The sequence below is a fragment of the Kitasatospora sp. NPDC092286 genome (assembly GCF_044755565.1).
Classification (GTDB): Bacteria; Actinomycetota; Actinomycetes; order Streptomycetales; family Streptomycetaceae; genus Kitasatospora.
Window position 1 is genome coordinate 166,039 of record NZ_JBIVRD010000009.1, and the last position, 19,387, is coordinate 185,425.

Sequence of the window (19,387 nt, forward strand, 5' to 3'; positions counted from 1 at the left end):
CGCCGAGGTGCAGCGGATCCTCGCCGACAAGGCGTCCGGACCCGGCGTTCGCGAAGCCGCCCAGAAGGCACTCGACGGCACCGCCGCCGACCTCCGGCACTTCCTGGAGGTCGAACTGGCGGAGCAGCGCCAGATCGACAACCGGGTGAAGGTCGCCCAGATCTTCAGCACCGGCGGCCCCGCCGTCCAGAAGGCAGCTCGCGCCGCACTCAACGGCACCTACGAGGACATCCTCAAGTTCCTCAAGGAGGGCCAGTACACGGCCCGCGCCGAGGACGACCGCGCCGAGGTGCAGCGGATCCTCGCCGACAAGGCGTCCGGACCCGGCGTTCGCGAAGCCGCCCAGAAGGCACTCGACGGCACCGCCGCCGACCTCCGCCACTTCCTGGAGGTCGAACTGGCGAAGCAGCGCGAGGACGACGACCGCGTGGAGGTCAGCAAGCTCATGAGCTCCGGCGGCCCCGCCGTCAAGAAGGCCGCCAACGCCGCACTCGACGGCACCTACGCCGACATCCTCAAGTTCCTCAAGGAGGGCCAGTACACGGCCCGCGCCGAGGACGAGGCCAACGCGGCGGCCGCCGCCAAGCCCACCCCGCCGGCCCAGACCCAGAACACCGGTACCGGGCAGGACCAGTCGACCGGCCAGGCCGTCCAGGCCGCCAACGTCGTGAGCACCACGGGCTCGGTGTCGGCTCCGGTCACCACCACCGGCACCACGGCCGCGACGTCCGGCCAGCTCGCCGCCACCGGCGTGGACGACGGGCTCGGCTGGGAGGCCGGCGGCGCCGCCGCGGCCGTCGCCGCGGGTGCGGCCCTGGTCGCCGCCTCCCGCCGTCGTCGCTCCGCCGAGAGCTGACGGCGACGCCTGCTCCGCTCCCAGCACGACCTGGTGCCCCGGCCGTTCGGCCGGGGCACCCTGCTTTGGGCGCCCGGCCGGTCCGACCGGTCGGCTACCCGGTGGCTGCCACGCCGTCGAGGCGCAGCCCGACGAGATCACCAGGTGCGCAGGGTCGGACAAGCCCGGCGCCCTACCGTGCATGAGCGGACGTCGGATCGCCGGCATCGATCAAATCGCCGTCAGCCACCGGTCGTGCGGGATACCGCCCTCGACCACAGCGGCCGCCCGACCGTCGCGTCCGACGGCCCCGGGTAAACCGCTGGTGCCTCCAGAACCCTTCATGTCAGGATGACGATATGACGAAGACCGAGATGGGGGACCCCTCCGGGACACGCAGCCGGGCCGAGCTGGCGGCGCTGGTCGCGGCCGGCGCCGAGCCGAAGTGGCTGCTGTTCTGGGGGCATCGGGCACAACGGGACGGGTCCGTCGGGGCGGGCGCGCTGAGTCAGTGGTGGCCGGGCGGGTTCACCGTGGACGGGGTGACCTACCCGACCGCCGAGCACTGGATGATGGCGGGGAAGGCCCGGATGTTCGAGGACGAGGCGATCGTGCCGAGGATCCTGGCCGCCCGCACGCCCGCCGAGGCGAAGAAGCTGGGGCGGCTGGTCAAGGGGTTCGACGAAGCCGCCTGGGTGGCCGGGCGGTTCGAGCTGGTGGTGGCGGGCAACGTCGCCAAGTTCGGGCAGGACGAGGCGCTCTGCGCGTATCTCCTCAGCACCCGGAAGCGGGTCCTGGTGGAGGCCAGCCCGGTGGACCGGGTCTGGGGCATCGGGCTCGCGGCGGACGACGAGCGGGCGCAGCGGCCGGCGGAGTGGCGCGGGGAGAACCTGCTCGGCTTCGCCCTGATGGAGGCCCGGGCCCGACTGGCGCGATGAGCGGGATCGCACCCGTGCTGGACGGCACGGTCCTGGTCTCGGTCGGCGCGGGACTGGCCGCCGCACCAAGGGTGTTGAGGCGCAAGGGGCGGCCCGGGCGTGGGGGCTTCGGGCCGGAGGCGGCGCTGGCCGTCGTGGTCGCCCTGATCTACCTCAACCAGGTGCTGTTCGCCGTGTACGTCCAGCGGGCGCACGGCGGGGACACCTCGTTCGTCGCCCGCCATCTGCCGCCGGGGTGGTTCGCCGTACCGCGCGGCAACCCGGTGATCGACTGGCTGGCGGCGCACACGCCCGCGCCGGAGCTGCTCGCGCCGTCCGTGCTGCGGGTGCAGGCCTTCCTCGAACTTCCGTTGGTGCTGCTGGCGTTCCTCACCGTGCTGCGCCGACTGGACCGGGGGCTGTACCGCAGGGTGGCCCGCTCGCCCCTCCCGGCGCTGGCGGCCGCGTCGTACACGGTGGCGTTCTGCGCGGTCGAATGGGACCTGCGCAACCCGTACACGGTGGACGACATCGCGCTCAGGGCGGTCTCGGCGGTCGTCACCCCGATCGCCCTCGCCGGGATCGCGGCGCGCGACGGGAAGGCGGAGGAACGGCCGGTCACCGCACGCGGGTTGCTCGTCTTCACGGTCGAGCTGTGGGCCATCGGCCACCTGATGCTGGTCCTGTACGACACCGCGCTGCTCTACAACCTGGCGCGGCTGGGCGAGCGGCTGCCGGGGGCGGCGTTCGCCCTGGCCGTGCTGGTCGCCACGGGGTACGCGGCGGGGCGTTCGCCCGGGGGCCCGGCCGGACCGGCTGTGACGGCGGTCGGCGACGCGCTGCGCGACGGGCTCACGCTGTTCCTCGTCCCCGCGCTCGCGATCCGGTACGCCGGGAGCTTCGGCACCCCGGAACTCGCCGCGGCCGCCGGGGGCGTGGTCCTCCTGGGTGCGGCGGCCGGTCTCCTGCGGCGGCACGGCCCGCGCGTCCTGCTCCGGCTGGTGCCCGCCGCCGCGGCCGGGGCGGTGGCCGGCGGCCTCGCCGTCCGGTGGGCGGTCGACCCCTACTACGAGGCGGCCCTCCTCCGGGGCGCGACCGCCGCGCTCCTCGTCACGATCGCCGTCTGTGCGCTCCTGGACGCCAGTCGCAAACCAGTGGACGCACTGCCGTAACGCGGCGGCCGCATACCGACGCCAGGATGACCCCCAGTCAGGGTCCAGATGACAAGGCGGGGCGACCATGCGGATTCGGCGGACGACAGAACCCACGGCTGCGGCCCAGGACGGGGAGGACGAGCAACAGGCGATCGAACTCCGCTCCGAACTGGACGAGTTGCTACGGGCGAGACAGTACGCCGGTCAGCGCGAACGGCGGCTGACCGAGGCGGTCCGGGCCGTCCCGGAGCGGCAGTACCCGGACCCGGAGCTGCTGCGGCAGCTCGCCCAGGCCCGGACGTTGCGCGAGGGGCTCGGCGCGCGCTGCCTGGAGCTGAGCGAGCAGCTCCAGGCGCTGGAGGACCGGCTGCGGCAACCCGCCCCCAGGCGACCCGCCCCCGGGCAGCCCGTTCCCGGGCAATCCGACACCCCGCTGCCCGGCCCGCAGCAACCAGACCCGCAGCGACCGGAGCAACACCCCGGCCCCCGGCACTCCATGCCCCGGCAGCCCATGCCCCGGCAGCCCATGGGGGCGCGCTTCGACGACGCGCACGCTCCCGCCACACCACCAGCGCCACCATCGGCACCGATCCCGCCGACACCGCCACCCCCGCCCGAGCCGCCCCGCCGCCGCTCCCCCGCCGAACTCACCGCCCTCGCCGAGCGGATCACCGCCCTGCACCGCCGGGGCGCCACCGAGGAGTCGGCCGACCTGGTCGCCCAGGCCGCCGTCCTGCTGCCCCCGCCCGACACCACCCGGCTGGCCGGGCTGCTCGCCCGGGGCGGCCCGCCCGGCGCCTCCGTCCGGCTGGCCCGCGGCGCCGCCCGGGGCACCCCGGAGCAGGCCGTCGGCACCCTCGCCGAGCTGCGCCAGGCCGGGCTGGCCGAGGAGGCGGCCGAGCTGTTCCACGCCCTCTGGTCCTACCCGGCCGACGCCCTGCCCGCCCTGCTGGCCGCGCTGGAGCGCGCCGGGCAGCTCGCCGACGGCGCCACCCTGCTCTGGGAGTGGGGCTCCGCTCCCACCGCCGAGGTCGCCGCGCTGGCCGCCGCGCTGCAGGGGTCCGGCCGGTCCGCCGACGCCCGCACCCTGCTCCGCCAGGCCGCCGGCCGGCCCACCGCCGACCTCGCCGCGCTGGCGGTCGCGCTGGCCGGCCCCCTGCCCGCCGTCCTGCTGCGCGAGCTCGCGGCGGCGCGCCCGCCGGGCGAACTGGTCCGGCTCGCGGCCGCGCTGGACGGCCGCCCGGAACTGTACGGCGAGCTGCTGGCCGCCCTGACCGCCGATGTGGACCGCCACCGGACCACCCTCGCCGCGCTCCGCACGGCCGGTCTGCCCACCACCCCCGCCGAACCGCGGCGCTTCCGCTGGGGCCGCCGCCACGGCTGAGCCCGCGGGGCCAGGCCGCCGCACGAGGGAGCCCCCGTCCGCCCGAGGGCGAACGGGGGCTCCCGGAGCCGACGGTCGTCAGCAGCCGATCAGGCGGGCGGCCAGGTAGGACTTCACCTGGTCGAGCGAGACGCGCTCCTGCGACATGGTGTCGCGCTCGCGCACGGTCACCGCGTTGTCCTCAAGGGTGTCGAAGTCGACGGTGACGCAGAACGGCGTGCCGATCTCGTCCTGGCGGCGGTAGCGCTTGCCGATCGCGCCCGCGTCGTCGAACTCGACGTTCCACGCGGTGCGCAGGTCGGCGGCCAGGCCGCGGGCCTTCGGCGAGAGGTCGGCGTTGCGCGACAGCGGCAGCACGGCCACCTTGACCGGGGCCAGCCGCGGGTCGAGCCGCATGCCGACGCGCTTCTCCAGGACGCCCTTGGCGTTCGGCGCCTCGTCCTCGAAGTAGGCGTCGAGCAGGAAGGCCAGCATGGCGCGGTTGAGGCCCGCCGCCGGCTCGATGACGTACGGGAAGTACCGCTCGCCGGACTCCTGGTCGAAGTACTTCAGGTCCTGGCCGGAGGCCTCGCTGTGCACCCGCAGGTCGTAGTCGGTGCGGTTGGCGAGGCCCTCCAGCTCGGAGAACTCCTGGCCGCCGAAGTTGAAGCGGTACTCGATGTCCACCGTGCGCTTGGCGTAGTGGGAGAGCTTCTCCTTCGGGTGCTCGAAGAAGCGCATGTTCTCGGTCCGCAGGCCGAGGTCGACGTACCAGTCCCAGCGCTGCTGGAGCCAGTACTCGTGCCACTGCTCGTCCTCGCCCGGCTTGACGAAGAACTCCATCTCCATCTGCTCGAACTCGCGGGTGCGGAAGATGAAGTTGCCGGGGGTGATCTCGTTGCGGAAGCTCTTGCCGGTCTGGGCGATGCCGAACGGCGGCTTCTTGCGCGAGGTGGTCTGGACGGCCTTGAAGTTGGTGAAGATGCCCTGGGCCGTCTCCGGGCGCAGGTACGCCAGGCTGCCGGCCTCCTCGGTGACGCCGAGGTGGGTCTTCAGCATGCCCGAGAACTCCTTGGGCTCGGTGAAGGAGCCCTTGGTGCCGCAGTCGGGGCAGTTGATGTCCTTGAGGCCGTTGGCCGGCAGGTGGCCGTGCTTGGCCTCGTACTTCTCCTCCAGGTGGTCGGCCCGGTGGCGCTTGTGGCAGGAGAGGCACTCGGTCAGCGGGTCGTTGAAGGTGGCGACGTGGCCGGATGCCTCCCAGACCTCACGGGCGAGGATCACCGAGGAGTCGAGTCCGACGACGTCCTCCCGAGCCTGGACCATCGCGCGCCACCACTGGCGCTTGATGTTCTCCTTCAGCTCGACACCCAGCGGTCCGTAGTCCCAGGCGGCACGCGTGCCGCCATAGATCTCGCTGCAGGGGTAGACGAAGCCACGGCGCTTGCTCAGGCTGACGATCGTCTCGATCTTGTCGGCGGCCACAGTGCTCTCTTCAGTACGACGGCACGGTCAGGGCACGGCTGGTTGCGCGTACCCGAATACCTCAGGTTACCGGCCGAACGGGTACCGGGTTCAACTCGGTATCGCCGTCCCGACCAGCGGCGCGCCGCGTCCGGCGGCCCGGGCGCTACGCCGCCCGAGTGAGTTGACAATCATTTCCACTGAAGATGAGAATGGTTGTCATGATGATCCGACGACATGCCCGCGGCTCCATAGCCCTGACCGCAACCGCCCTCTCCGCCGCCCTCCTGCTCACGGCCTGTGGCGGGAGCAGCAGCGCCAAGGGGACGGACGGCAAGCTGGATGTCGTCGCCTCCTTCTACCCGATGGAGTTCCTCGCCGCGCAGATCGGCGGCGAGCACGTCAAGGTCACCGATCTGACCGCGGCCGGCGTCGAGCCGCACGACCTGGAGCTCACCGCCAAGCAGGTCGGCGCCGTCCAGAAGGCCGACGCGATCGTCTACCTCAAGGGCCTCCAGCCCACCGTGGACCAGGCCGTCGACCAGTCCAAGGCCAAGCACGTGGTCGACGCCACCGCCGCCGCCCCGCTGGTCGACCACCACCTCGACGAGGACACCGAGGAGGCCGACGGCCACCACCACGAGGGCCCGGCCGGGGATCCGCACATCTGGCTCGACCCGACCCGCTACGCGGCGGTCGCCAAGAGCGTCGGCGCCGAGTTCGCCAAGGCCGACCCGGCGCACGCGGCCGACTACCAGAAGAACACCGACGAGCTGGTCGGCAGGCTGACCACCCTGGACCAGGAGTTCCAGGACGGCCTGAAGGACGCGAAGACCAGGACCTTCGTCACCAGCCACGCCGCCTTCGGCTACCTCGCCGAGCACTACGGCCTCACCCAGGTCGCCATCAACGGCGTGGACCCGGAGTCCGAGCCCACCCCGGCCCGGCTGGCCGAGGTGCAGAAGGCCGCCAGGGAGAACGGCGTCACCACGATCTTCTTCGAGACCCTGGTCAGCCCCAAGCTCGCCGAGACGGTGGCGAAGGACCTCGGACTCAAGACCGCCGTCCTGGACCCGCTGGAGGGCGTCAAGGACCCCTCGAAGGACGACTACCTGACGGTGATGCGGCAGAACCTCGCCAACCTGCGGGCCGCACTCGGCACCACCACCGGCTGACGGGACGACAGCACGCCATGAACGACCCGATACCCCCGGCCGTCCGCCTCCGCGACGCCGTCGCCTCGCGCGGCGGCCGGCCCGTACTGCGCGGCATCGACCTCACGGTGCGGCCCGGCGAGGTGGTCGCCCTGCTCGGCGCCAACGGCTCCGGCAAGTCCACCACCGTCAAGACCGTGATCGGCTCCGTCCCGCTGGAGCGCGGCGACCTGGAGCTGTTCGGCGTCCCGTTCGCCAGGTTCCGCGCCTGGCACCGGATCGGCTACGTGCCGCAGCGCACCACCGCCGCCTCCGGCGTCCCCGCCACCGTGCGCGAGGTGGTCTCCACCGGACGGCTGCCGCAGCACCGGCTGCTGCCGTTCCGCCGCCGGGACCGCGAGGCGGTGGACCGCGCGCTCACCGCCGTCGGCATGCTGGACCGGGCCGGCGACGGCGTCGCCGACCTCTCCGGCGGCCAGCAGCAGCGGGTGCTGATCGCCCGCGCCCTGGTCGGCACCCCCGACCTGCTGATCATGGACGAGCCGATGGCCGGGGTGGACGCCGCCAGCCAGCAGGTGCTCGCCGAGACGCTGCGCGCCGAGGTCGGCCGCGGCGCCGCCGTCCTGCTGGTCCTGCACGAACTCGGGCCGCTGGAGCCGCTGATCGACCGCGCGGTGGTGCTGCGCGACGGCTGCGTCGCACACGACGGCCCGCCGGTCCCGAACACCGGGCTGCACGCCCTGCCCGGCCACGACCACGTCCACCCGCACGCCGACCACACCCCGCCGAGGCTGCTCGCATGACCGAGATGCTCTCCTACGACTTCATGCAGCGCGCCCTGCTCGCCGCCGTCCTGGTCGGTGTCACCGCGCCCGCCGTCGGCATCTACCTGGTGCAGCGGCGGCAGGCGCTGATGGGTGACGGCATGGGCCACGTCGCGATGACCGGTGTCGGCCTCGGCTTCATCTTCCAGACCAGCCCGGTCTGGATGGCCGTGCTGGTCTGCGTGCTCGGCGCCGTCACCATGGAGCTGGTCCGCTCGCGCGGCAACCAGCGCGGCGACATCGCCCTGGCGATGCTCTTCTACGGCGGCATGGCCTGCGGCAAGCTGCTGGTCTCGATGTCCGCCCAGGCCGGCGCCGGCAGCCTGGAGAGCTACCTCTGGGGCTCCATCCTGACCGTCGCCCCCGCCGACCTCGCCACCATCGCGGCGCTCGGCGCCGTGGTCATCGCCGTCACCGTGGGCCTGCGCCGCCAGCTCTTCGCGATCTGCCAGGACGAGGACTTCGCGCGGGTGACCGGCCTCCCGGTGCGCTTCCTCAACCTGCTGCTCGCGGTGATGGCCGCGGTCACCGTCACCGTCGCCATGCGCGTGGTCGGGCTGCTGCTGGTCAGCGCCCTGATGGTGGTGCCGGTGGTGGCCGCCCAGCAGCTCACCCGCTCGTTCGCCGCCACCCAGGCCGCCTCGATCGGGCTCGGCGTGGTGGTCGCCCTGGCCGGCGTCACCGGCTCCTACCAGCTGGACGTCCCCTCGGGTCCAGCCATCGTGCTGCTCGCCATCGCGGTGTTCGCGGTGTTCAGCGTGATCGCCGCCCCGCTCGCCCGCCGCCGGCACCGGACCGCCGCCGACCGCGGACCGGAGGTCTGCGACGTCCAACTGCCCGGGCCCGGTACGTCCGACGCGACCAGTCCAGACCGGGGGGCGGGGCTGGCACAATGAGGTGTTCGACGCCCACACCCCCAGGAGGACCCACGGTGACCACCGCAGGCCCGTCGCCGCGCGCCCGATCGACCCGGCAGCGTGCCGCCGTCTCGGCGGCCCTGGACGAGATCGAGGATTTCCGCAGCGCGCAGGAGCTCCACGACATGCTGAAGCACCGCGGTGACTCGGTCGGTCTGACCACGGTCTACCGCACCCTCCAGTCGCTCGCCGACGCGGGCGAGGTGGACGTGCTGCGCACCGCGGACGGCGAGGCGGTCTACCGGCGGTGCAGCAGCGGGCACCACCACCACCTGGTCTGCCGGCAGTGCGGCGCGACCGTCGAGGTCGAGGGGCCGGCCGTGGAGCGCTGGGCCAACTCGGTCGCCGCGGAGCACGGTTTCAGCGACATCGCGCACACCCTGGAAATCTTCGGCACCTGCTCGGAGTGCGCCAAGAAGATCTGATCCGCACCACGCCGAAGGGCCCGTGGGACACGTCCCACGGGCCCTTCGGCGTACCGCGTCAGCGCTGGGCGGGCAGCCCGGCGGCCGTCTCGTCGGCCGTCTCGTCGGCCGTTCCGTCGGCCGGGAGCTCGTTGGGCTGCGCGCCGCCGAAGCGGCGGTCGCGCATCGCGTACTGCTCGCAGGCCCGCCAGAGGTCGCGGCGGTCGAAGTCCGGCCAGAGCACGTCCTGGAACACGAACTCGGCGTACGCGGACTGCCAGAGCAGGAAGTTGGAGGTGCGCTGCTCGCCGCTGGGGCGCAGGAAGAGGTCCACGTCCGGCATGTCCGAGTGGTACATGTACTTGGCGAGGGTCTTCTCGTTGACCTTCTTCGGGTCCAGCTTCCCGGCCGCGACATCGGCCGCGATGGCCGCCGCGGCATCCGCGATCTCGGCCCGGCCGCCGTAGTTGACGCACATGTAGAGCGTCACGGCGTCGTTGTCCTTGGTCTGCTCCTCGGCGACCTGGAGCTCCTGGACGACGCTCTTCCACAGCTTGGGCATCCGGCCGGCCCAGCGGACCCGGACGCCCATCGCGTCCATCTCGTCGCGGCGGCGGTGGATGACGTCCCGGTTGAAGTTCATCAGGAACTTCACCTCGTCGGGCGAGCGCTTCCAGTTCTCGGTGGAGAACGCGTACAGCGAGATGTTCTTCACGCCCAGCTCGATCGCGCCCTTGAGCACGTCCAGCACCACGGACTCGCCGACCTTGTGGCCCTCGGTGCGCGGCAGCCCGCGCTCCTTGGCCCAGCGGCCGTTGCCGTCCATCACGATGGCGACGTGGCCCGGGACCAGCTCACCGGGGATCTTGGGGGGCTGGGCTCCACTGGGATGCGGGGTCGGGGGGAGGTAGTCCCTCTGCTTGCCGCCGCCGAAGAGCCGTCGCGCTGCCATGTGCTCACTTCTCCACGTATCTCATCGAGCGGATGCCCCGCTCCAGGTGCCACTGCAGATAGGCCGCGACCAGGCCGCTGCCCTCCCGCCAGTACCTCGGCTCGCAGGTGTCGGCCGTCTGCCAGTCCCCTGACAACAGCGCCCCGAGCAGTACCAGTGTCTCAGGGGAGGGTACGGCACATCCGGGGACCCGGCAGTCCCCGCAGAGCACGCCGCCCGCCTGGAGCGAGAAGAACCGGTTCGGGCCGTCCAGGCCGCACTTGGCACAGTCGGTGAAGCTCGCGCCGTAGCCGTTGACGGCCAGCGAGCGCAGCAGGAAGGCGTCCAGCACCAGGTGCGACTCGTGCAGCCCGGCGGCGAGCGTCCGCAGCCCCCCGACCAGCAGCAGATACTGCTGGACGGCCGGTTCGCCCTCGTTCTCGGCGAACCGTTCCGCCGTCTCCAGCATGGCCGTCCCGGCCGTGTAGCGGCCGTAGTCGGTGACGATCGAGCCGCCGTACGGGGCGATCGTCTCCACCTGGGTGCAGAGCGGCAACCCGCGGCCGATCAGCTCACTCCCCCGGCTGAAGAACTGGACGTCCACGTGCGAGAACGGCTCCAGCCGGGCGCCGAACTTGGACTTGGTCTTGCGCACCCCGCGCGCCACCGCGCGCACCTTGCCGTGCTGGCGGGTGAGCAGGGTGATGATCCGGTCGGCCTCGCCGAGCTTCTGGGCCCGCAACACCACGCCGTCGTCCCGGAACAGGCTCATGCCACGGCCTCGCCGCGGCCGTCGAACAGTGTGGACATCCCCCCATTGTCCCCCAGGAACGACGGCAGCCGTGTGCCCGCACCGCGGTCGTGGGGGGGGTGACCGGTCGGTGCGGGACACGGCGGGCCCGGAGGGGGGTGGGCCCGGTTTGTGGGGGTCTGAGGGTGACTTGTGTCGAGGGTCTCGTCTTCGGGGTGCCGCACGTGCGGCGGCGCCGGGCCCTAGTACGGAGCGCGGGTGGCCGCCTCCAGCAGCGCCCCGACGCGCGCCTGCGGCAGGTCGAGGCAGCGCCCGACCGCGGCCAGCGCGTCGCGCTCGTGCGGCAGGTAGCGCCCGTCGGCCAGGGCGATCGCCGCGCCCTGCAGCAGCAGCCGTTCCCGGCCCTGGTGGGCCAGGTACGGGGCGAGCGGTTCGAGCACCGCGTGCAGTTCCGCGGCCAGGCCGCCGACCTCCCCCAGCCCCCGGCCGGGCGGTGCCCCCAGGTCGTGGGCCTCGGAGAGTTCGCCGCCGAGGCCGGAGAGCGCGGCGAGCGCGGCCAGCACCTGGGCCTCGCCGCAGTCCTCGAAGCCGGCCTCCCGGACGGCCGCACAGGCCGCCTCGCGGGCCGCCCGGTGCGCGGTGCCGCCGGCCGCCAGCAGGGCGAGCGCGATCGTGTACTGGGCGTCCCGCAGCATCCCGCCGAGCCGGACGCAGGTGGGCTGTTCGAGGCTCTCCACCCCGTACCGGCCACGGCAGGAGGTGCACTGCACACTGCCGACGACCGGGCCGAGCGGGAGCACCGGTGTACCCAGCAGCCGCAGCCACCGCCGGCCGTGCTGCCGGCGGTAGTTGCGGTCCCCGCCGCAGCCTGGACAGAAGAAGTCACCGAGAACGTCGGTCCGCCACCGCGGGCGGACTCCCCACAACCCTGTCACGGCGCCACTCCCCAGACATGGCAGGCGGCCTGCTCAACAATGGGCAGGTCACGCGACCGGACACCGAGGCCGTCCCACCGACCCGGTTTTCCGGTGGATCGATGCTGCCATGGTTACCGGCACGTGTCAGTACCCCGAACGGCTTCCGTCACGAAAAAATGTGGTGCAGGACACAACCGCCCGCCGGAGCCCGGACCTCGACGGCGACGGGCCGCCCCGGAGGACGGCCCGTCGACTACCACTCGTACGAACTACCCGCGCTGCGCCCGGTTGACGGCGCTGATCATCGCCTTCAGCGAGGCCAGCACGGTGTTGCCGTCGATGCCCACGCCCCACAGCACCTTGCCGTCCACGGCGCACTCGACGTACGCGGCGGCCTGGGCGTCGCCGCCCTCGCTCAGCGCGTGCTCGGCGTAGTCCAGCACCCGTACGTCCACGCCGATCTGGGCCAGCGCGTCGGCGAAGGCGGAGACCGGGCCGTTGCCGGTACCGGTCAGGGTGACGGGCGCACCGTCCACCTGTGCCTCGGCGCTCAGCGCGTCCCGGCCGTCCTCGGTGGTCAGGCTGCGCGAGCCGCTCAGCGCGATCCGGCCCCACGGGTTGTCGGTGGTCGGCAGGTACTCGTCCTGGAAGACCGCCCAGATCGCGGCCGGGGTGACCTCGCCGCCCTCGGCGTCGGTCTTGGCCTGGATGATCCGGGAGAACTCGATCTGCATCCGGCGCGGCAGGTCCAGCTTGTGGTCGTTCTTCAGGACGTACGCCACCCCGCCCTTGCCGGACTGGCTGTTGACCCGGATGACCGCCTCGTAGGTGCGGCCGACGTCCTTCGGGTCGATCGGCAGGTACGGCACGCCCCAGGTGTGCTCCTCCACCGGCACGCCGGCCGCCCTGGCGTCCGCCTCCAGGGTGTCGAAGCCCTTCTTGATGGCGTCCTGGTGCGAGCCGGAGAAGGAGGTGTACACCAGGTCGCCGGCGTACGGGTGGCGCGGGTGCACCTCCATCTGGTTGCAGTACTCGGCGGTGCGGCGCACCTCGTCGATGTCGGAGAAGTCGATCTGCGGGTCGACGCCCTGGGAGAACAGGTTCATGCCCAGGGTGACCAGGTCGACGTTGCCGGTGCGCTCGCCCTGGCCGAACAGGCAGCCCTCGATGCGGTCGGCGCCCGCCATGTAGGCCAGTTCGGCGGAGGCGACGGCGGTGCCGCGGTCGTTGTGCGGGTGCACCGACAGGCAGACGTGCTCGCGGCGCGACAGGTTGCGCGACATCCACTCGAACTGGTCGGCCTGGACGTTCGGGGTGGCCCGCTCGATGGTGGCCGGCAGGTTCAGGATGATCTCGCGGCCCTCGCCGGGCTGCCAGACGTCCATGACCGCCTCACAGACCTCCAGCGCGAAGTCCAGCTCGGTGTCGACGAAGATCTCCGGCGAGTACTGGTAGCCGAAGACGGTGTCGTCGCCCAGCAGCTTCTCCGCGTACTCCATCACCAGCCGGGTGCCGTCGGTGGCGATCGCCCTGGTGGCCGCCTTGTCGTTGCGGAACACCACCCGGCGGAAGAGCGGCGCGGTCGCGTTGTACAGGTGGACGGTCGCCCGGGGGGCGCCGACCAGCGACTCGACGGTCTTCTCGATCAGTTCCTCGCGGGCCTGCGTCAGCACCGAGATGGTGACGTCCTCGGGGATCGCCCCCTCCTCGATCAGCGAGCGGACGAAGGCGTGGTCGGTGGCGCCGGAGGACGGGAAGCCGACCTCGATCTCCTTGTAGCCCATCGCGACCAGCAGGTCGAACATCTTGCGCTTGCGGGCCGGGGACATCGGGTCGATCAGCGCCTGGTTGCCGTCCCGCAGGTCGGTGGAGAGCCAGCGCGGCGCCTTGGTGATCACCTTCGACGGCCAGGTGCGGTCCGGCAGGTCGACGGTGCCGAACGGCAGGTAGCGGCCGTGGCGCATGCCCGACGGCCGCTGGCGCGCGGTGGCGGCGGTGATCGGGGTCGGGCGGCCGGCGAAGGCGCGGGCGGCGGGGACGGACGCGGTGGAGTTCTGCTCGGTCATGGAGGTGACTCTCGGCTTCCTGTGGTGCGGGGCTGGTCGGGGTGGATGAACACCCGACTGGCCGGCCTGCTGCCGCTCGCGGCCCCTCGTCGGGCCGACCGATTCAACGCGCAGCACATCCCCGCGGCGAGGGAGCCGGCCCCAGTGGACTACAGGCCCTCGACGCGGCAGCTAAGAAGGAGCAGCCCGTTGCGCATGATGTTCCCCAGCGTAACCCAGGGCCGCGCGCCCCCGAAGCGAGCCCACCCACCTTTCCACCCCTTGAGACGGCGGGTATTTTCGTCCGCACCGGTGACAACACGTCACTATTGCCTCACCCTTGGTCACATGACAGGTATAGCGCCGCTCTGCGCGATCGTGCCGCCGTACGTCCTGGACCGCCTCGCCGAGGACGGTCATGCCCCCGCCGCCCGCTCACTCGCCCTGGACGCCGTGCACCGCACGGCCCGCCTCACCGCCCTTCCGGCGCAACCCGGCCCGGCCCGCCTGGAGCGGGTGATCGCGGACGCCGGGCACGCCGAGCGACTGCCCGGCCGCACCGTCCGCCGGGAGGGCCAGAGCCCCGTCTCCGACCAGTCCGTCAACCACGCCTACGACGGCCTCGGCGCCACCTTCGCGCTGTACGCCGACGTCTACGGCCGCCGCTCGATCGACGACCGGGGCCTGCGCCTGGACGCCACCGTGCACTACGGCAGGGACTACGACAACGCCTTCTGGGACGGGCACCGGATGGTGTTCGGCGACGGCGACAACGTGATCTTCGGCGACTTCACCGCCTGCGTCGACGTGATCGGCCACGAACTCACCCACGGTGTCACCCAGTTCACCGCCGGCCTGGACTACCAGGACCAGCCCGGCGCGCTCAACGAGTCCGTCTCCGACGTGTTCGGCTCGCTGGTCAAGCAGTACGCGCTGCACCAGGACGCGGCCGCCGCGGACTGGCTGATCGGCGCCGGGCTGCTCGCGCCCGGTGTCCAGGGCGTGGCGCTGCGCTCGATGAGGGCGCCCGGCACCGCGTACGACGACCCCCGGCTCGGCAAGGACCCGCAGCCGGCCCACTTCCGCGACTACGTCCACACCGCCGGGGACAACGGCGGCGTGCACATCAACTCCGGCATCCCCAACCACGCCTTCTACCTGCTCGCCACCGCCCTCGGCGGCCCGGCCTGGGAGCGCGCCGGGCGGATCTGGTACGACACGCTGACCGGCGGGCACCTGCCCGCCGACGCCGACTTCGCCACCTTCGCCCGGGCCACCGTCGCGGCCGCCGCGAGCCGTTATCCCGACCACTCGGTGGCCGACACCGTGACGGCGGCCTGGGCGCAGGTCGGCATCAGCACGGGTTGAGCCGCGCTTAGGTTCTCCCTAAGGTCACGGTCCGGGAAAAGCCCGGCAAACGCCATCCCTGCGTAGCACCATGGACACCATGCGTATCCAGGTGACCCGGACCGGCGGCTTCGCGGGACACGTCCGCCGCGCGGAGCTCGACACCACCGAGCGTACGGACGCCCCGCACGTCCACGCGCTCGCCCGCGAGGCCGTCGCGGGCGGGCTGCGGTCGCCCTCGTACGGGGTGCCGGACGGCTTCCACTACGAGATCACCGTCGACGGCCGGACGGTGCACTGCGCCGACCCGAAACTCACCGAGTCGCAACGCGAGCTGGTCTCGCTGGTGCTGCGCGAGGGCGCGTAGCACCGGCGCGGCGACCATCGTTCCGCCATGCGAAGGGCCCGCCCGGACGGTGTCCGGACGGGCCCTCACGGCCGGTGGCTCAGAAGCCCAGCTTGCGCAGCTGCTTCGGGTCGCGCTGCCAGTCCTTGGCCACCTTGACGTGCAGGTCCAGGTAGACGGGCGTGCCGAGCAGCGCCTCGATGTGCTTGCGGGCGGTGGTGCCGACGTGCTTGAGTCGCGAGCCCTTGGCGCCGATCACGATCGCCTTCTGGCTCTGCCGCTCGACGTAGACGTTGGCGTGGATGTCCAGCAGCGGGCGGTCCGCCGGGCGGTCCTCGCGCGGGAGCATCTCCTCGACCACCACGGCCAGCGAGTGCGGCAGTTCGTCCCGGACGCCCTCCAGCGCGGCCTCCCGGATCAGCTCGGCGACCATGATCTGCTCGGGCTCGTCGGTGAGGTCGCCGTCCGGGTAGAGCGGCATGCCCTCCGGGAGCAGCTTGGTGAGCAGGTCGGCGACCAGCTCCACCTGCTTGCCGCCGACTGCCGAGACCGGGATGATCTCGGCCCACTCGATGCCCAGCTCCTCGCCGAGCTGGTGGACGGCGATCAGCTGCTCGGCCAGGCGCTTGGAGTCGACCAGGTCGGTCTTGGTGACGATGGCCACCTTGGGGGTCTTCTTGATCTCGGCGAGTTCCTTGGCGATGAACTTGTCGCCGGGGCCGAGCTTCTGGTCGGCGGGGAGGCAGAAGCCGATCACGTCGACCTCGGCCCAGGTGCTGCGGACGAGGTCGTTGAGCCGCTCGCCGAGCAGGGTGCGGGGCTTGTGCAGGCCGGGCGTGTCGACCAGGATCAGCTGGGCGTCCGGGCGGTGCACGATGCCGCGAACGGTGTGCCGGGTGGTCTGCGGGCGGTCGGAGGTGATCGCGACCTTCGTCCCCACCAGGGCGTTGGTCAGGGTCGACTTGCCCGCGTTGGGCCGGCCGACGAAGCACGCGAAGCCGGAGCGGTACGAGGAGGAAGGGGCACTCATGTGCTCCATTCTCCCTGATCACCGGGACCGGAACGGACCGGCCGCCCCGCCGGGCCCGCGGTCAGCCCTTCCTGCCGCCGCGCAGCGAGGCCAATCCCATGATCAGCACGAGCGACAGGAACGCGACCGAGCCCCAGAGCCAGTACGGCGAGCCGGTCTCCTGCCACTTGCCCATCCCCATCACGCCCAGCAGCAGCCCCGCGAAGAACGCGAACGGACCCATCTCCCCAGCCCCCTCGGCACGACCCTCACCCCGACCCCGTCCCCGGTGAGATTATCCGCCGAATTTGGTGGGCCTTCGGCCGGTGCCACCGCTCATGCGAAAGGCGCCCGGGTCCCCACCCGGGCGCCTTTCGGCAACGCCGCTCAGCGGGCCTCGGCCGCCACCTTCAGCGCCCCGTCCAGCCCGGCCAGCAGCACCGGCGTCCCGGCGCCGCCGAGGTCCCGCACGGCGGCCAGGTCGGCCTCGGCGGGCTGCTCCGCCGCGCTCACCACGGCCGCCGCCTCCAGCGACTTCGCGCCGCTGGCCACCGCCATCGCCACCGCCGTCTGGAGCGCGCTGAGCCGCAGCGACTCCAGCGCCACCGTCCCGGCCACATAGGTGCGGCCGGTCTCGTCGCGCACCGCGGCCCCCTCCGGGACGCCGTTGCGGGCGCGGGCGGAGCGGGCCAGGGTGATGATCTTCTTGTCTTCGGGGTCGAGCTCGACGATGTCACTCATGCCGCCGAGCATAGGGCGTGGCCCCCGGCGGAAACCCGCCGCTCCCGGCCGTCAGTGGCCGATCGGGTTGGACGGCCCCGGCTTCATGACCTTGACGAAGGTCTTCGGCCCGGACGGCATCGGCTCCTCCTCGTCACTGCGCCGGCGCCAGTACGGGTTGTCGTGCGGCAGATGACTGCTGACCCTGCCGTACATGCCGAAGCTCAGCACGACCAGCCCGAAGATGAACGCGAACAGCACGTTGGACATGCGGAAGTTGAGGATGTTGGCCCCCGGCCGGCCGAGCACCGTCAGACCGTAGAAGCCGGAGAGCACGAAGAGCCCGCCGACCGCCATGTTCAGGTTGGAGGCGAAGTTCCCGCCGATCATCGCACCGGCGAGCAGGACGCCGCCCATCACGATGGAGAGGATGCTCAGCGCCCCGTTGGTCGACAGCCCGGCCACCTCGTTGCCGTGGGTGGACAGGAAGCCCGGATGGTTCAGCAGCCCCAGGATCCCGAACACGATCAGGAAGATCCCGCCGAGCCCCGCGCCGATCCGCCAGACCACGGCGAGCCGGTGGTCGACGGGCAGTTCGTCTTGCAGCTTCATGGTGACCTCCACCATGGGACGTCAGACGGCCGCACTCCACGCTACTCCGGTCCCGGAGCCGCGCACGGCGGGCCTAGCTGTACGGGTTTTCCCCCTGCATGTGCGGCACCTCGTGCATGTACAGCGAGCCGCACTGCTGGCAGCACCGCAGGCCGGTACCCCACTCCTCCTCCGGCCGCGTCTCGGCGTCGGTGTCCATCGTGCGGCCGCAGAGGGCCGTCGCGGGTTCGGCGGTCCGGACGACGTGCCAGGACCTCGCCCCGGCCGACCGCCCCTGCGGGCCGTACTCCGCACGCAGTAGATGAGTCATGACGCCATCGTCGCCCCGCTGCGGCACCCCCGCTACTCGCCGGCCTCCGGGGTGCCCTCGCCCGCCCCGCGGACCGGGATGGCGACCATGGAGCCGATGCGGTTGCGGCGCCCGGCGGAGCTCTCGGCGGTGAGCCTGATCGCGGTGAGGCCGGTGGCCGCGTCCTCGGGCAGCGGGATCTCGCAGGACGAGCCCGGGATCGGCACCCGGCCGAGGTGCTTGGCCAGCAGGCCGCCGACGGTCTCGACGTCCTCGTCCTCCAGCTCGATGCCGAACAGCTCGCCGAGATCCTCGACCAGCAGGCGGGCGGTGATCCGGTACGAGCCGTCCCCGAGGTCCTCGACCGGCGCGATCTCCCGGTCGTACTCGTCGGTGATCTCGCCGACGATCTCCTCCAGGATGTCCTCGATGGTGACCAGCCCGGCCGTGCCGCCGTACTCGTCGATCACGATCGCCACGTGCGAGCGCCGCTGCTGCATCTCGCGCAGCAGGTCGGCGGCCGGCTTGGAGTCCGGGACGAAGACGGCCGGCCGCATCGCGTCGCCGACCTCCTCGGACTCGGCGTCCCGGTTGATGTGGGTGCGCCGCACGAGGTCCTTGAGGTAGACGATGCCGACCACGTCGTCCTCGTTGTCGCCGACCACCGGGATGCGCGAGAAGCCGGAGCGCAGCGCCAGGGTGAGCGCCTGCCGGACGGTCTTGTGCCGCTCGATCATCACCAGGTCGGTGCGCGGCACCATCACCTCGCGCACGATGGTGTCACCGAGCTCGAAGACGGAGTGCACCATCCGGCGCTCCTCGTCCTCGATCACGTCGTTCTTCTCGGCGAGGTCCACCAGCGCCCGCAGCTCCGCCTCGGAGGCGAACGGCCCCTCCCGGTACCCCTTGCCCGGGGTGAGCGCGTTGCCGAGCAGGATCAGCAGCCGCGGGATCGGGCCGAGGACGCCGGCCAGCGGCAGCAGCACGAAGGAGGCCGCGGTGGCGGTGGTCAGCGGGTGCTGGCGCCCGATCGTGCGCGGCGAGACGCCGACCGCCACGAAGGACACCAGCACCATCACACCGAACGCCAGCAGCACGGCCTGCCAGGTGGTCTCCAGGTTGCGCACGCAGACCACGGTGACCAGGACGGCCGCGGCCATCTCGCTGGCCACCCGGATCAGGGTGGCCAGGTTGAGGTAGCGGATCGGGTCGGAGGCCAGGGTCAGCAGCCGGGCCGAGCCGCGCCGCCCGGCCCGGACGGCCTCCTCGGCCCGGAACCGGGAGACCCGGGAGATGCCCGCCTCGGCGCACGCGGCCAGCCAGCCGAGGACGACGAGCAGCACGGCACCGATGATGAAGCTCGTACTCTCACCACTCACAGGGGTTCGGGC

General features: G+C 72.3%; 21 protein-coding genes. 10 read left to right on the forward strand and 11 right to left on the reverse strand.

Going from position 1 to position 19,387, the window contains the following annotated elements:
- From ACIQIB_RS11905 to ACIQIB_RS11920, 4 genes are all read left to right on the forward strand, one after another.
- Positions 1-856, forward strand: an 856-nt coding sequence (locus ACIQIB_RS11905) for an ALF repeat-containing protein (protein WP_400757729.1), incomplete at its 5' end; no start/stop codon positions are given.
- A 338-nt stretch (positions 857-1,194) separates the two neighbouring features.
- Positions 1,195-1,773 carry an NADAR family protein gene (locus ACIQIB_RS11910; RefSeq protein ID WP_363607210.1) on the forward strand — a complete coding sequence of 193 codons (579 nt, stop codon included), beginning with the start codon at positions 1,195-1,197 and terminating at the stop codon, positions 1,771-1,773.
- Positions 1,770-2,924, forward strand: coding sequence for a hypothetical protein (locus tag ACIQIB_RS11915; protein ID WP_400757730.1), 1,155 nt, complete (start codon positions 1,770-1,772; stop codon positions 2,922-2,924). Before ACIQIB_RS11910 ends, ACIQIB_RS11915 begins: the two co-directional genes overlap by 4 nt.
- Before the next feature lie 67 nt (positions 2,925-2,991).
- Positions 2,992-4,290, forward strand: a complete 1,299-nt coding sequence (locus tag ACIQIB_RS11920) for a hypothetical protein (RefSeq protein WP_400757731.1) — start codon at positions 2,992-2,994, stop codon at positions 4,288-4,290.
- A 78-nt stretch (positions 4,291-4,368) separates the two neighbouring features.
- On the opposite strand, the gene ACIQIB_RS11925 is transcribed toward ACIQIB_RS11920, so the two are convergent.
- The gene (locus ACIQIB_RS11925; protein ID WP_363607215.1) at positions 4,369-5,751 is read right to left on the reverse strand and encodes a glycine--tRNA ligase; all 1,383 of its coding nucleotides are present in this window, start codon (positions 5,749-5,751) and stop codon (positions 4,369-4,371) included.
- Between the two features lie 200 nt (positions 5,752-5,951).
- Between ACIQIB_RS11925 and ACIQIB_RS11930 the strand changes: the two genes are divergently transcribed.
- The 4 genes from ACIQIB_RS11930 to ACIQIB_RS11945 are packed head-to-tail and all read left to right on the forward strand — an operon-like array spanning position 5,952 to position 9,050.
- A complete protein-coding gene (locus ACIQIB_RS11930; RefSeq protein WP_400757732.1) occupies positions 5,952-6,905 on the forward strand; it encodes a metal ABC transporter substrate-binding protein in 954 nt (317 codons plus the stop codon).
- Positions 6,906-6,922: 17 nt separating this feature from the next.
- The gene (locus ACIQIB_RS11935; protein WP_400757733.1) at positions 6,923-7,687 is read left to right on the forward strand and encodes a metal ABC transporter ATP-binding protein; all 765 of its coding nucleotides are present in this window, start codon (positions 6,923-6,925) and stop codon (positions 7,685-7,687) included.
- Complete coding sequence (locus ACIQIB_RS11940; protein ID WP_363607220.1) at positions 7,684-8,604, forward strand: metal ABC transporter permease; 921 nt, start codon at positions 7,684-7,686, stop codon at positions 8,602-8,604. Before ACIQIB_RS11935 ends, ACIQIB_RS11940 begins: the two co-directional genes overlap by 4 nt.
- 35 nt (positions 8,605-8,639) lie before the next feature.
- Entirely contained in the window at positions 8,640-9,050 is a 411-nt protein-coding gene (locus ACIQIB_RS11945; protein ID WP_363607222.1) for a Fur family transcriptional regulator, read from the forward strand.
- A gap of 58 nt (positions 9,051-9,108) precedes the next feature.
- Here the strand turns inward: ACIQIB_RS11945 and ACIQIB_RS11950 are convergent, their stop codons facing one another.
- The 4 genes from ACIQIB_RS11950 to leuA form a co-directional block, all read right to left on the reverse strand.
- Positions 9,109-9,981 (reverse strand): isoprenyl transferase, encoded by an 873-nt coding sequence (locus ACIQIB_RS11950; protein ID WP_363607223.1) that lies wholly within the window; start codon positions 9,979-9,981, stop codon positions 9,109-9,111.
- A gap of 4 nt (positions 9,982-9,985) precedes the next feature.
- Positions 9,986-10,732, reverse strand: coding sequence for a DNA repair protein RecO (gene recO / locus ACIQIB_RS11955; protein WP_400652018.1), 747 nt, complete (start codon positions 10,730-10,732; stop codon positions 9,986-9,988).
- 221 nt (positions 10,733-10,953) lie between these two features.
- Positions 10,954-11,646, reverse strand: coding sequence for a TerB family tellurite resistance protein (locus ACIQIB_RS11960; protein WP_363607226.1), 693 nt, complete (start codon positions 11,644-11,646; stop codon positions 10,954-10,956).
- Between the two features lie 251 nt (positions 11,647-11,897).
- Positions 11,898-13,694 carry a 2-isopropylmalate synthase gene (leuA, locus tag ACIQIB_RS11965; protein ID WP_363607228.1) on the reverse strand — a complete coding sequence of 599 codons (1,797 nt, stop codon included), beginning with the start codon at positions 13,692-13,694 and terminating at the stop codon, positions 11,898-11,900.
- Positions 13,695-14,021: 327 nt separating this feature from the next.
- Here leuA and ACIQIB_RS11970 point away from each other — a divergent pair, with 327 nt between their 5' ends.
- On the forward strand, positions 14,022-15,041 hold the full coding sequence (locus tag ACIQIB_RS11970; protein WP_400757734.1) for a M4 family metallopeptidase: 1,020 nt from the start codon (positions 14,022-14,024) through the stop codon (positions 15,039-15,041).
- Between the two features lie 79 nt (positions 15,042-15,120).
- The gene (locus tag ACIQIB_RS11975) at positions 15,121-15,387 is read left to right on the forward strand and encodes a protealysin inhibitor emfourin (RefSeq protein ID WP_363607231.1); all 267 of its coding nucleotides are present in this window, start codon (positions 15,121-15,123) and stop codon (positions 15,385-15,387) included.
- A gap of 79 nt (positions 15,388-15,466) precedes the next feature.
- Here ACIQIB_RS11975 and era read toward each other — a convergent pair whose 3' ends face one another.
- From era to ACIQIB_RS12005, 6 genes are all read right to left on the reverse strand, one after another.
- On the reverse strand, positions 15,467-16,396 hold the full coding sequence (era, locus tag ACIQIB_RS11980; RefSeq protein WP_363607233.1) for a GTPase Era: 930 nt from the start codon (positions 16,394-16,396) through the stop codon (positions 15,467-15,469).
- A 61-nt stretch (positions 16,397-16,457) separates the two neighbouring features.
- Positions 16,458-16,619 (reverse strand): hypothetical protein, encoded by a 162-nt coding sequence (locus ACIQIB_RS11985; protein WP_363607234.1) that lies wholly within the window; start codon positions 16,617-16,619, stop codon positions 16,458-16,460.
- Between the two features lie 143 nt (positions 16,620-16,762).
- On the reverse strand, positions 16,763-17,116 hold the full coding sequence (locus tag ACIQIB_RS11990; protein WP_363607236.1) for a cytidine deaminase: 354 nt from the start codon (positions 17,114-17,116) through the stop codon (positions 16,763-16,765).
- A gap of 51 nt (positions 17,117-17,167) precedes the next feature.
- Positions 17,168-17,707, reverse strand: coding sequence for a DUF4383 domain-containing protein (locus tag ACIQIB_RS11995; RefSeq protein ID WP_400757735.1), 540 nt, complete (start codon positions 17,705-17,707; stop codon positions 17,168-17,170).
- Positions 17,708-17,780: 73 nt separating this feature from the next.
- Complete coding sequence (locus ACIQIB_RS12000; protein WP_400757736.1) at positions 17,781-18,017, reverse strand: hypothetical protein; 237 nt, start codon at positions 18,015-18,017, stop codon at positions 17,781-17,783.
- 32 nt (positions 18,018-18,049) lie between these two features.
- The gene (locus ACIQIB_RS12005) at positions 18,050-19,375 is read right to left on the reverse strand and encodes a hemolysin family protein (RefSeq protein WP_363607241.1); all 1,326 of its coding nucleotides are present in this window, start codon (positions 19,373-19,375) and stop codon (positions 18,050-18,052) included.
- Positions 19,376-19,387 lie beyond the last annotated feature (12 nt).